General features: G+C 39.9%; 14 protein-coding genes and 1 pseudogene. 7 read left to right on the top strand and 8 right to left on the bottom strand.

What is annotated here, in order from left to right; genetic code table 11:
- Nucleotides 1-50: 50 nt before the first annotated feature.
- Nucleotides 51-2,183, bottom strand: coding sequence for a PatA/PatG family cyanobactin maturation protease (locus FJR06_RS01180; RefSeq protein ID WP_168650427.1), 2,133 nt, complete (start codon nucleotides 2,181-2,183; stop codon nucleotides 51-53).
- 68 nt (nucleotides 2,184-2,251) lie between these two features.
- On the opposite strand from FJR06_RS01180, the pseudogene FJR06_RS01175 reads away from it, so the two are divergent.
- The 3 genes and pseudogenes from FJR06_RS01175 to FJR06_RS01165 all read left to right on the top strand — a co-directional run bounded on the left by FJR06_RS01175 (nucleotide 2,252) and on the right by FJR06_RS01165 (nucleotide 3,622).
- A pseudogene (locus FJR06_RS01175) lies at nucleotides 2,252-2,651 on the top strand (XisH family protein).
- Nucleotides 2,639-2,974: a XisI protein gene (locus FJR06_RS01170; protein ID WP_039200148.1), complete on the top strand. Its 336-nt coding sequence runs from the start codon at nucleotides 2,639-2,641 to the stop codon at nucleotides 2,972-2,974. The pseudogene FJR06_RS01175 and the gene FJR06_RS01170 overlap by 13 nt, the downstream one beginning before the upstream one ends.
- A gap of 42 nt (nucleotides 2,975-3,016) precedes the next feature.
- Nucleotides 3,017-3,622 (top strand): hypothetical protein, encoded by a 606-nt coding sequence (locus FJR06_RS01165; protein ID WP_015081387.1) that lies wholly within the window; start codon nucleotides 3,017-3,019, stop codon nucleotides 3,620-3,622.
- Here FJR06_RS01165 and FJR06_RS01160 read toward each other — a convergent pair.
- From FJR06_RS01160 to FJR06_RS01145, 4 genes are all read right to left on the bottom strand, one after another.
- Complete coding sequence (locus FJR06_RS01160) at nucleotides 3,615-4,298, bottom strand: Uma2 family endonuclease (RefSeq protein ID WP_174783395.1); 684 nt, start codon at nucleotides 4,296-4,298, stop codon at nucleotides 3,615-3,617. The genes FJR06_RS01165 and FJR06_RS01160 overlap by 8 nt on opposite strands.
- A 208-nt stretch (nucleotides 4,299-4,506) precedes the next feature.
- Nucleotides 4,507-4,716: a type II toxin-antitoxin system HicB family antitoxin gene (locus FJR06_RS01155; protein ID WP_168359010.1), complete on the bottom strand. Its 210-nt coding sequence runs from the start codon at nucleotides 4,714-4,716 to the stop codon at nucleotides 4,507-4,509.
- Nucleotides 4,713-4,937 (bottom strand): type II toxin-antitoxin system HicA family toxin, encoded by a 225-nt coding sequence (locus FJR06_RS01150; protein WP_028083551.1) that lies wholly within the window; start codon nucleotides 4,935-4,937, stop codon nucleotides 4,713-4,715. Before FJR06_RS01150 ends, FJR06_RS01155 begins: the two co-directional genes overlap by 4 nt.
- A 105-nt stretch (nucleotides 4,938-5,042) precedes the next feature.
- The gene (locus tag FJR06_RS01145; protein WP_168650425.1) at nucleotides 5,043-5,933 is read right to left on the bottom strand and encodes a DUF5838 family protein; all 891 of its coding nucleotides are present in this window, start codon (nucleotides 5,931-5,933) and stop codon (nucleotides 5,043-5,045) included.
- A 33-nt stretch (nucleotides 5,934-5,966) separates the two neighbouring features.
- Between FJR06_RS01145 and FJR06_RS01140 the strand changes: the two genes are divergently transcribed.
- Nucleotides 5,967-6,734 (top strand): transposase, encoded by a 768-nt coding sequence (locus FJR06_RS01140; protein WP_168650423.1) that lies wholly within the window; start codon nucleotides 5,967-5,969, stop codon nucleotides 6,732-6,734.
- On the opposite strand, the gene FJR06_RS24840 is transcribed toward FJR06_RS01140, so the two are convergent.
- Both FJR06_RS24840 and FJR06_RS24835 read right to left on the bottom strand, forming a co-directional pair.
- Complete coding sequence (locus FJR06_RS24840) at nucleotides 6,688-6,894, bottom strand: anacyclamide/piricyclamide family prenylated cyclic peptide (protein WP_168650421.1); 207 nt, start codon at nucleotides 6,892-6,894, stop codon at nucleotides 6,688-6,690. The genes FJR06_RS01140 and FJR06_RS24840 overlap by 47 nt on opposite strands.
- Before the next feature lie 298 nt (nucleotides 6,895-7,192).
- Nucleotides 7,193-7,399, bottom strand: a complete 207-nt coding sequence (locus FJR06_RS24835; protein ID WP_168650419.1) for an anacyclamide/piricyclamide family prenylated cyclic peptide — start codon at nucleotides 7,397-7,399, stop codon at nucleotides 7,193-7,195.
- Nucleotides 7,400-8,116: 717 nt separating this feature from the next.
- Here FJR06_RS24835 and FJR06_RS01125 point away from each other — a divergent pair.
- The 3 genes from FJR06_RS01125 (at nucleotide 8,117) to FJR06_RS01115 (ending at nucleotide 10,730) form a co-directional block, all read left to right on the top strand.
- A complete protein-coding gene (locus FJR06_RS01125; RefSeq protein ID WP_168650417.1) occupies nucleotides 8,117-10,093 on the top strand; it encodes a PatA/PatG family cyanobactin maturation protease in 1,977 nt (658 codons plus the stop codon).
- A 230-nt stretch (nucleotides 10,094-10,323) separates the two neighbouring features.
- Entirely contained in the window at nucleotides 10,324-10,527 is a 204-nt protein-coding gene (locus FJR06_RS01120) for a cyanobactin biosynthesis system PatB/AcyB/McaB family protein (protein ID WP_015081394.1), read from the top strand.
- A gap of 14 nt (nucleotides 10,528-10,541) precedes the next feature.
- Nucleotides 10,542-10,730 carry a cyanobactin biosynthesis PatC/TenC/TruC family protein gene (locus FJR06_RS01115; protein ID WP_174783180.1) on the top strand — a complete coding sequence of 63 codons (189 nt, stop codon included), beginning with the start codon at nucleotides 10,542-10,544 and terminating at the stop codon, nucleotides 10,728-10,730.
- Nucleotides 10,731-10,779: 49 nt separating this feature from the next.
- On the opposite strand, the gene ffh is transcribed toward FJR06_RS01115, so the two are convergent.
- Entirely contained in the window at nucleotides 10,780-12,228 is a 1,449-nt protein-coding gene (gene ffh, locus FJR06_RS01110) for a signal recognition particle protein (RefSeq protein WP_168650415.1), read from the bottom strand.
- Nucleotides 12,229-12,290 lie beyond the last annotated feature (62 nt).

The following is a 12,290-nucleotide window of genomic DNA, read 5'->3' as shown; positions in this document are numbered from 1 at the left end:
CCCGCACTACCAAAAACCCGTCAAAATAAATTTGACAGACTACTACGTGCTTACTTCCGCACAGACCAAGAGCGAACTTGACCCAAAGTTACAGGAATTCTGTCACTAACATCAATGGTAAACAAAAACACCTTTTTAGCTCTGCGGCCATTTTCCGGGTCAAAAAACTTTAATTTCACATCCCAACAATCACTATTAATCCGACAAAAAGGACTTTTTTCCACTTCAATACTATCAAGCTGCATCCCTGTAGAAATAGCTTGAGAAAAACTAGAAGCGGCTTGAAAAGCATTAGTTACAGAAAAATTCAACGCCCGATCTTTTGCCAATTGTCCTAAATTTTGCAAATCATAGTATACTCGATTTAAGAAACTAGTTAAGGCTTTTCGCATGGCTATTTCTTGGGCTGGTGCAGTTTCTCCCGTAATTACAGTTTGCAAAGCCGCATCTACCAAACTGTTGACTTTCCAGCCATACATTCCCCTAGTATTAGTTAGAGTAATTACAGGCACAACCTGACCAGAAAATAACTCCACAGTTCTATCTGTTAACCTTGCAGGTATACTTACCCGTTCCACAAAATCATCACTGTTTTCTGGTTGAATTTGTCCCTCTAACATCAAAATCAGGGTTTCATAGATATCTGCGGCAAAACCGCTCACAGGTTCTAAAGCATAAATAGGAGTTAATTCTTGGTTGAGAGTCCAAATTAAAGGTTTAGCTTCCGTAGGATTTACTGACAAGTAATCAACCATTTGTCGGCTATAATAGGGATTAGCAGGGATAATTGCCCCGTCCATATTCACTGCTGGCATTAATTGTTTAAAGGTGTCCCTTCTGGCTTCATTACCAAAATCATAACCAATAGTTCCTAAAGCATATACCAATTTAGAAGCTGCACTAGGGGTAATAGAATCAGTTGAGGAATTAATTCCCTGGCTAATAACTAAAGTTTCTCGTTCCCAGTCTCCGACTGGGAATGCCGTCTCCAAGGCTCTGCCTGACGGTATAGTGAGAGGCAGAGCCTCTAATGTAGCATTCCCAGGTAGAACCTGGGAACGAGAGATTCCTGCTCCTCTCTCCTCGTAGGAGAGGGGTTGGGGGTGAGGTTCTTGCACTCCCTTATAGGAGAGGGGTTGGAGGTGAGGTTCTAACCTTTCTCCCGTCAATAATTGAAACGCACCGGGAATATTCAACTTACCTAATAAACAGCGTTCCGGTTCTTCCACTTCTTCGGGGTTACAGGGAATAGCACTATTTAAAATTGCTTCCCGCACTGCTTCGGCGTTGGGTTGTTCTCCTCGTTGCAATTGCAGACTCATTAATAAGGCAGAAATACCTGTGACAATGGGTGCAGCGCAACTAGTCCCTTTTTGTCTAATAGGTTCTTCTGTTCCCGGTTGGGCGCCTAAAATATTTTCACCGTTAGCCATTACCCCTTTATTTTGATATTCTCCCCCATAATTACTAAATTTAAACGGTTGGCCATCATCTCGCATTGCACCCACTGTAATCACACCAGGAAGAATAGAGGGAATACACCAACATTCCCCTTTATCGTTACCACCTGGGGCAACAATTAACATATTATTATCTTGGCATTGTTTCACAGCACGGGCAAATAAATCTGGTGCTACTCCGGTTTGGGTAGGGTGACAAGCAGCGATATGGATAATATTCGCTCCCCATTGCCAAGCGGTATTAATAGCGTGGGTAAGGTTGATAGGGGAAATAAAATCATCATTAGCGAAGGAAATAGGAATATTTAATGCTGTACATAAAGGGGCAATACCAGGGGCAGGTGTGCCGTGTTGCCCTAAAATTGTGCTAGAAATGTGAGTAGCATGACTGGATAATTCAATGCGTTGTCTAATAGCTGGAGGGAAAGGTGCAAAAAATGCCTCTCGTTCTTTTTTTGATTCTTCTTTATCGTGGTCGGGGTCGTCTTTTTTGTCTTTTTGTTGTTGGTTAAATTCTAAAGATAAATTGAGATAATAATAGTATTCTTCGTTAAGTTCGATATCTTCTGCCCAATAGGGTTTAAATTGACTAAATTTTGCCCCTTGAAAACAACTGCGTTCTAAATCAGCAGCACCATCAAGGATAGCAATTTTAATGCGGGGGTCGCCTTTTGTGCGTGTCCAAATTTGAGAAATTCCGGGGATGTCGGTAAGGTTAGGCATGGTTTTGATTGTGTTGTTGTAATTGATGTTATAATTATGGGTGAAAAGTCTAATTTTTTATAAAGTTAATGCCAGCTAAAGATGTTTTTCATGATGCTGTTAGGATAGGGTTAGAAAAAGAAGGTTGGGTGATTACAGATGATCCTTTAAGGATAGAAGTCGGTGATGTGGAAATGTATATTGATCTCGGTGCGGAGCAAGTTTTAGCTGCTGGAGAAAAAATAGCGGTGGAAATTAAGAGTTTTATTGGTACATCTAATATTTCATCAAGCCATTGGACAATTTTTTAATTATCATTTGGCATTAGAATAACAACAACCAGAACGAGTTTTATATTTAGCTATTCCTTCAGGAATTTATTACTCTTTCTTTCAATTGCAGTTTATTAAAACAGTTGTTCAGCGTTCCCAACTTAAAATCATGATTTATGATCCGATTCAGGAGGTAATTGTAGCATGGAAAAACTAGAACAATATCGCAATTATGTCAAACAAGTGATCACAGAATATGCTCAATTAGGTTCAGCTAAAGATGAAATTGAACAACAATTAATTTTTGATACTTTTGGTGATCATTATCAATTGATGTATGTGGGTTGGAAAAATAGAAAACGGCAGCATGGTTGTGTTTTGCATTTGGATATTAAAGATCAGAAAATTTGGATACAACATGATGGAACTGAAATTGGTATAGCAGATGAGTTAGTTAAATTAGGAGTGCCAAAATCAGATATTGTTTTAGCATTTCATGAACCTTTGGTGAGACAATATACAGATTTTGCTGTTGGTTGATTTTCACATAGATTTTACATCATTTTTGGAAATATTTACATTATGTCATATAGTGATTTTACTCTCAAAAAAGTTAAGCAAACCTTTGGCATAAATACCGTTGAAAATAAAAAGTTTCTGCCAGAAATCCAACCAATTGCTGCTAGTGCAACCCTGACTGATTTTTTAGCAGAAAGTTTGCCATTAGCTATAGCGACGGGAAGTGAAAAAGCTCGTTCTGAATTAATCATTAGTCCGGTTTTACTAGAAGTACGTAAGATTTTAGAAAGAAAAATTAGTCTATTCTCTGGTGCGGATTTTACTGTAGATTCGGCTTTAGGATTGAATGGAGTCTGTGATTTTGTTCTCAGTCTTTCAGCAGAACAGTTAGAAGTGGAAGCACCAGCAGTTATGATTGTGGAAGCCAAAAAATCAGACTTAAATCCGGGTATTGGCCAGTGTATTGCGGAAATGATTGCTGCTCAAAAATTTAATGAAATTAATAATCAACCCATTCCTACAATTTATGGTAGCGTCACTAATGGTACTGTTTGGCGATTTCTACAATTAACGGAACAAACTGTAACAATTGATTTTACAGATTATCCCCTTCCTCCTGTTGATGTCATTTTAGGAATTTTAGTTTGGATGGTAACTGCTGCTAACTAGATAATCTACTAATAAAATTCTCATGTTCTGGACTTGCTAAACCCTGCTGCAAAACAGCTAATACTGTACCTAAATCTCCTCCTAATAATGCTATTTTATCTAACCATAAACCGGGGAATATTTGGGAACAAATTATATTATCTGCATTGGGTTGAAGTTGAATATACTCCCCTTGTTGTAATCTAAACCAATCAAATTGATAGTCATAAACTCGCCAGATTAAATATTCTTGGACTTGATTACGACGATAAACTTTGAGTTTTTCATGTAAATCATAAGAAGCACTAGAAGCAGCAATTTCTACTATTAATTCTGGCGCACCTTCTACATAATCATCTTTATTTATTCTTGATTGTCCTCCTGTTTCAATTCTTAATAAAGCATCCGGTTGTGGTTCGTTATCTGTATCAAGAAGAACAGTTGTGTTATCCAGTGCTTCCACTCCTGGTGTAGCTGCTTCATAAGCGATTAACCAACCCATAATGCGAGCATGGGGTTTGCCGTGTTGTTTTGCTCTAACAGGTGATGCCACGTAAACTACTCCTTCAATTAATTCGGCTTTTTTCAGATTCGGCATGGCATGATAACGCCGTTCAAATTCATGACGGGTTAATTTGTCGCCGTTTTCTAGGGGAGGAATAGTTAAGATGGGAGAAATTGCAGTAGTAGATATCATAAAATTTGCTCGAATTTTGCAGAAAATGAAATTGTCACCAATCACGATTTACGGTTACTGAGCGGAGTCGAAGTACAGGATTTCAGGATTTACAGGATGTTACCCAACATTTTGGTGATTTTGTGATTTAATGTTGTTGGGTTGCGCTGTCGCTTAACCCAACCTACATCTAACCTATAGATATCATTATTGTCAGATTATGTCTTTTTTAAGCTATATTTTGTAATGTTTGGGGTTGGGGTATAGGCTTACCGATTTGATTATAGCCATACAGCAAATCTTCTAACACTTCCTTAGCATTTTCTAGAGCTTCTTCATAGCTTTCTCCGTGGGTTTTAGCATATTTTCCCCACTCAGGTAAAAAAGCAATATACGCTTGATCTTCTTGGGACCATTGAATTAAAATACTATATTTCATAGTTCATCTCCTTTTTCTAATTGTTCAAGTTCTTTGATACTTTCTATTATATCTTTCTCTTGATAGGGTTTTGCATCTTTGCTGTCTTTGCCAGATAGGACTACAGGTTTTGGTAAAAGCGGATGAATCCAGTAAGAATGACTACCTTTTCCCCGCTTTGGTAATAACGTAAATCCTGCTTTTTGCAACATCTGTTTTAATTCTCTAATTTTTTTGGGCATTTAGTTTTATTTATTTGGACTTCTGGAAATTGCATTTGAATGATGTTACCCAACATTTTGGTGATTTTGTGATTTAATGTTGTTGGGTTGCCAATTGCTGAGAGATTAGTTGAAGGATTTATAATAGTAAAGTCTAACATTTTCGATTCTTGTTTTTTCTAACTCTTTTTGGACAGTACCTACCCACATATGAGGTAAAATATCTTGATTTTGATAAAAACTGTGAACTCGTTGGGCTGCATCGTTGAGTTTGAAATAATTAGCTAAATCTTGCTTATTTTTCAGATTATAATAGAGAACTGGATTATGATTAGCTTTTGAGAGGCCAACTAGAAATGATCCGGTAACTTCTAGAGGGTCTAAAACGAACTTCGGAAAATGTCTCCATACCAAATTTTGGGTTTCTGATTTGGCAAAATCTTCTGCTTGAATTTCGGGATAAAGCTCAATTTCACTGCGACCGTTGAAATAGAAATCAAAACCAACAAGAGAGAGAAACGGACGTACGGAAATCAAATCCTCAGCGTTGCTGGCTAGGGATAAAGCTTGATCTAACTTTTCGGGATAATCTTTGATTCTAAGGTGCATTTTTAAGCTAGATTCAGCAAGATTGCTTCTTAAATCAATCCCCGCAGAAAGAACAGTAACTTTACGAAAATCAAAGTCAGATCCTAAAAATTGCTGCAATAGAGAGTAGTCAATTTGCACACCAACAAGGTTTTCTACTCGATTGAAAAAAGTGAGGGATTGATGAAGATATTTTTGCCATTGTTGTGCCTTATCTTTGAAAAAGAACATAAATCTTGAGGCAATCAATTTGTCTAATTCTATCTTACAAGAAGCTTCAATGCTACAGTCTCCTTCTACATTCATCACAAAGTCTTCAAACAAGGGGAGTGGATAAATAGGCTCAACATCAAAGGCTTGTTGATGATTGCGAATAAACTGTAGTTTTTGTTCTTGAAATCTGTCTTTCTGGGTTACATTAGCTATCATAAATGGCTGGTTTTTATATTGTTGTTAAAAGATATGCCTAGAAAACCTCGAAATTTAAAGTCTGGATATTCTTACCACATTACCATCCGTTGCAATAACCGTGAATTTAAATTATCACGGCGTGAATGTCGGGAAGTGTTTCTTTATGCAATAAAAAAGGCTTTGGATAAATACAATTTCCAGCTTTATGCTTTGTGCATTATGTCAAATCATGTTCATTATTTGATTGCACCTAAACAGCCAGAAGAGTTACCCAAAATTATGCACTTCCTGAATTGGTACACGGCGATGTGTTTCAATCGGATGTTAAGAAGAACAGGACATTTTTGGGAGAAACGATATTACTGTGATGGGTTTCCTTCTTCAGACAAAGAAAGAGCATTAAATACTTTACGCTACATTCACGCTAATCCTAAAGCTGCCAAAATGCGCCAGAGTTTTTTCTATGACTTCAGCAATTATGGCAGTTATGAACGCTTAACTGATGATGGTTTAACTCAATGGCATCCGGCTTTTTTACGACTGGGAAACAGCTTAGAAGAATGTGCCAGAAAGTATAAAGGCTTCTGCCAAAAGTATAAACCCAAGGAGAAGACCCCAACCCAATACCACTGGGGTAGTAAGCTGTTGGCTGGGGTTCATCTCACAAATCAGGGTTCAACCACCAACCCCACCAAAAAATCTAAGTCCGGTTTTCCGCCACCCCCGTGCCAGGTATCGGAAACCCCTGAACTGACAGAGGTTGTACGTCAATTCATTGAGGCAAACCGTGCGCCAAGGGATGTAGAAACAGACTTTTGATATTTTTTGAGGTGAGTGGTAGAATGGGGTGACTTACTCCGCGTCGTCGCCCGCAAAAGGAATTATTGGGTGTAACCTGACCGCTTTGATCCTTGGCAGTAGAGATGGTTTCGCGTTCTACGGGAGCAACTTGTTGGGGGCGGATGTTTTTCTTAGTCATGGTGTGTTTTCCTTTTTGTTTGTTCGTTTAACTTCTTCATAATGAAGAAGACTGGTTTGGTGAAGGCGTTAAATTGGCGTTGAAGGGTAATTTAACGAGTTGTGATTCACCAGAAGCTTTATATAAAACCTCTCTCCAAACCTCTCATCTAGGAGAGAGGCTTTAAACTCTTTAAATTCTCAAGTTTTTTTTCCTGTTCCCTCTCCTCTTAGGAGAGGGTTAGGGAGAGGTATCTTAATTCACCTCCCCCGTGCCAGGTATCACCAAACCCCCGAACTGACAAGGGTTGTCCGTCAATTCATCGAGGCGAACCGTGCGCCAAGGGATGTAGAAACAGACTTTTGACCTTTTTTGAGGTGAGTGGTAGAATGGGGTGACTTACTCCGCGTCGTCGCCCGCAAAAGGAATTATTGGGTGTAACCTGACCGCTTTGATCCTTGGCAGTAGAGATGGTTTCGCGTTCTACGGGAGCAACTTGTTGGGGGCGGATGTTTTTCTTAGTCATGGTGTGTTTTCCTTTTTGTTTGTTCGTTTAACTTCTTCATAATGAAGAAGACTGGTTTGGTGAAGGCGTTAAATTGGCGTTGAAGGGTAATTTAACGAGTTGTGATTCACCAGAAGCTTTATATAAAACCTCTCTCCAAACCTTTCTCCTACAAGAAGAGAGGCTTTAAACTCTTTAAATTCTCAAGTTTTTTTCCTGTTCCCTCTCCTCTTAGGAGAGGGTTAGGGAGAGGTAGAGTTTTAGTATTAACTAATGTGAATTTTTAAGAATAATCAATGCAACTGCCTACCATGAGACGATAAAAAGTGCAATTACTAATCAGTAGGCTAAGTGAAGCTACCCTGATTCTCATCATACGGACAATTATGATTCAAGGCAAGACCTTATCAATAAAAATTACTTATAATAGATCAGGTTATTGACATTCCTGTTTACTTGATATTTCCGTGAAGCGGAAATCACTATCTCCTCCCGTCAAGTATTTGTAAATACTGATTTTCATCCACAGCACAGAAGAAAATAAACACTTACTAAAACCGTTTTTTTTTTGACATAAGAAAAAATTATATCAGTTAAAATATGTAAATTGAGTTGACATTTCAGCCGAATAATATGACAATTACTTTTGTGTTTTAGAAGCACAATCGTAATAAAAATGCCATAAAATAGATATTTATGGCGCAAAATAGATATTTAAGCAGATAATTAACAAATTAAATGCCAAAATCCTCAATTAAAACGGAAATCCAGGAATTATGGAACTTGACACGGGGTGATTCACAAATATGTGTAGCCGTACTCGACGGATTGGTTGATCAATCTCATAATTGCTTTAATGCAGCAAATTTAACAAGATTGCCAACACTTATTCAGGGAGAAGCGACAGCTAATGGATCTATGTCTGGACATGGAACTCATGTCGCAAGCATCATATTTGGTCAACATAATTCTTCAGAATTACGGGGAATAGCTCCCCAATGTCGAGGGTTAATCGTCCCTATTTTTGGTGACAATAATAGGAAACTTTCCCAACTAGATTTAGCTCGTGCCATAGAACAAGCCGTCAATGCCGGGGCGCATATTATCAATGTCAGTGCTGGACAACTCACTGATAATGGTGAAGCAGAAGGCTGGTTAGATAGGGCTGTGCAACTATGCAAAGATCACAATGTTTTAATTGTGGCTGCTGCTGGTAACGACGGTTGCGAATGTTTGCACGTTCCTGCATCTTTACCCACCGTATTAGCAGTAGGGGCAATGAATGACCAAGGTAAACCCATAGACTTTAGTAACTGGGGGGAAAGCTATCAAAACCAAGGCATTCTTGCACCGGGAGAACACATTTTAGGAGCAAAACCGGGGGGAGGGACACAAAAACTCAGTGGTACTAGCTTTGCTACTCCCATTGTTTCCGGTGTCGCTGCTTTACTCCTAAGTCTGCAAGTTCAGCGTGGTGAAACACCCGACCCCGCTAAGGTGAGAGCGGTTTTATTAGAAACTGCTATACCTTGCACAGATAAGGATACAGACGATATTAGTCGCTGTTTATTAGGTAAATTAAATATTTCTGGTGCATTGGCATATTTTACAGGAGGAACAATGTCCGAAGAATTAGATACAGTAGAAACCGTTGACAGTATTGAAGCTGCTGGTTGCGGTTGTGCAGAGATTACAAATAGTGCTGAACCAGAACCCAGCCCGGAGGAATTTATACCCCCTGAATTTTTCCCAGTAGTTCCTGCTGTGACAACTTCCGCACCTTTCACAAATTCATCCAATTCTCAATCTACTACCATGTCAAATCGTACATCTAATTACATTACTGCTAGTCAAGCACCCAGCGACCTCGCTGAAGTTAACTTAGTGTATGCTTTAGGTACACTGGGTTACGATTTTGGTTCAGAAGCCAGAAGAGACTCTTTTAAACAATTAATGCCGGGAGTACAAATAGACGGAACAGCAATTCCCGCTAATCCCTATGATGCGCGGCAGATGGTAGATTATTTAGGAGATAATCTTTCGGAAGCTAAATCTTTAATTTGGACTTTAAATTTAGAATTAACTCCTATCTATGCAATAGAACCAGGTGGGGCTTTTGCAAGAGATGTTTATGCTATTTTACAACAATTATTATCGGGACAAATTCAAGCAGAAGACAGCGAGAATTATGTAGAGAGAGTCAGTATTCCCGGTATTTTATCGGGACGCAGTGTGAAACTATTTTCTGGTCAAGTTGTGCCAGTAATTGAAGTTCCCAACACTCGCGGACTTTATGGTTGGAAGGTTAACACCTTAGTTCAGGCTGCTATTCAGACAGTCCAAGCGCAAGCTACAGAAGCCCAAGAAGAGTCTATTCGTCGGACTTTGGGTAGTTTCCTCAGCCGTATTTATTATGATTTACGGAATTTAGGGACAACTTCCCAAGATAGGGCGTTGAATTTTGCCTCTACGAATGCTTTTCAAGCGGCTTCTACCTTTGCGGAAGCTGTGGCTACAGGTATGGAGTTGGATAGTATTACAGTGGAGAAAAGTCCTTTCTGTCGTTTAGATAGCGATTGTTGGGATGTAAAATTGAAGTTCTTTGACCCTGAAAATAGCCGTCGGGCGAAGAAGCTATTCCGGTTTACAATTGATGTGAGTGATATTATTCCTGTTACTTTGGGCGAAGTCCGTTCTTGGTCTACTCCTTATTAATAGTGGTAGGTTGGGTTAAGCAACAGCGCAACCCAACAAAGTCTTTTATCTCGTTATCTCGTTCCCAGTCTCTGACTGGGAATGCGACTACAGAGGCTCTGACTCTGCTTTAATAGAAGGCAGAGCCTTCTAGAATTCATTCCCATACGGAGTATGGGAACGAGAAATCATGTTGAGTTTTTTAATGTTGGGTAACATACGTCAACCCAACCTACAATCTAAAATTGATTATGAGATTACCCAAACTTTCCCCTCCGGTAAAAAGACCAGATATTATTTATCCTCATCGGTCTGTTGATGTCATTCATGGTAGAGTCGAGGACTTAGTTAGCATTCGTATGGATTTATTACATGGTGCTAATTATAATGACCCCGCTGCATTTCAAAATCGTAGTTATCAGCAAATTAAATCTTCTTGCAGTTGTGTAATTTAGGAGTTATCAATATTATGAGTAAACAAAAGAAAACCCCCGCAAATTCTAGCGAACTAGAACCTAACCCACCAGCAGAAATTGAACGTAAATTATTATCTACTGGTTTGGAAGATTATGGTTTTTGGTCACAAGAAATGGCTAAACAAAAAGCCCAACAAACTGAACCTGATAAACCTTTTCGTCGTGGTCGTATTTGGTGTTAATTTTCAGATCCCCGACTTCTTTAAGAAGTCGGGGATCTAGTTTTTTAAACTAAAGAGTCCCAAAACCTTTTTTCTTTTTCTCCTTCTTTTTCTTAGCTGGTGGTGCGCCACCGGGATAACCGCGCCAGCCTGCTGCGGGACGATTACCACCTGCTGCTAAAGGATTTCCACCGCCAAACATTCCTCCCATACCGGGAATGCCACCCTGTCCCATTTGCTGCATGAGCGATCGCATTTTTTGGAAGTCCGCTACCAGTTTGCTTACATCCGCTTCTCTATACCCAGAACCAGAAGCTATGCGGCGGCGACGACTGGGAGAACTTGATAATAAATCTGGATCACGGCGTTCTTTGCCCGTCATGGAATTGATCATAGCTTCACAGCGTTTTAGCTGGGTTTCTCCCTGCTTTAACTGATCCTCAGAAAGCTTGTTCATGCCCGGAATCATCTTCATAATTCCGCCCAAAGAACCCATGTTTTTCAACAACCGCATTTGCTTGAGAAAGTCAGTAAAATCAAATTTTGCTGACAGGATTTTCTCCTGCATTTGCTCTGCATCTGCCAAATCTATCTCTTCTTGGGCTTTTTCTACTAAAGTAAGAACATCCCCCATCCCCAAAATCCGCGAAGCCATGCGGTCAGGATAAAACGGTTGTAGAGCCTCGACTTTTTCCCCCACACCCACAAATTTAATCGGCGCACCGGAAATTTGCCGCACTGACAACGCCGCACCACCTCGGCTATCCCCATCCATTTTGGTCAGGATTGCCCCAGTAATGCCGATTTGGTTATGGAAGGTGCGAGTCAGATTTGCTGCCTCTTGCCCGGTCATTGCATCCACAACTAACAGGGTTTCATCGGGCTGGACTACTTCTTTGATGCGGGCTAATTCCGCCATCATATCTTCATCTATTTGCAAGCGTCCGGCAGTATCAATAATTACTGTATTTATGCCTTCGGCTCTGGCGCGTTCCACACCTTGACGGGCAATTTCTACGGGGTCTGCTGCAATTCCCAGTTCAAATACGGGGACATCAATTTGCTTACCAAGGGTAATTAATTGGTCAATAGCTGCGGGACGATAGATGTCTGTAGCCACTAATAAGCAACTACGTTCTTGTTTGCGTAAATGCAAAGCTAATTTAGCGGTGGCTGTGGTTTTACCGGTTCCTTGCAAACCAGCCATTAACACAACGGTGGTTTTCCCCGCAACTTCTGCGAGGGGAACATTTTCTTCCCCCATCACCTGCACTAATTCATCATAAACAATTTTGATGAATTGTTGGTCAGGACGTACACCAGCGATAACTTCAGCCCCCTGGGCTTTGGTTTCGACTTCGCTAATAAAATCTTTGACTACCTGGAGGTTAACATCTGCTTCCAATAAAGCCCGACGCACTTCCCGCAAAGCGTCTTGTATATTGGATTGGGAGATTTTATCCTGTCCTCGCAGTTTTTTCCAGGCGGATTCTAAACGGTCAGATAGTGCATCAAACATAATTCAGTTACAACGTAGTTAGTCAGTTGTCAGTTGTCAGTAGGGGCGAAGCATTTGGAAGA

Origin of the sequence: Dolichospermum sp. UHCC 0352 (assembly GCF_009711925.1) — a bacterium.
In the GTDB taxonomy this organism is placed as follows: Bacteria; Cyanobacteriota; Cyanobacteriia; order Cyanobacteriales; family Nostocaceae; genus Dolichospermum; species Dolichospermum lemmermannii.
The sequence above is the reverse complement of the archived record's forward strand: the minus strand, read 5'-3'. Positions and strand labels throughout refer to the sequence as shown.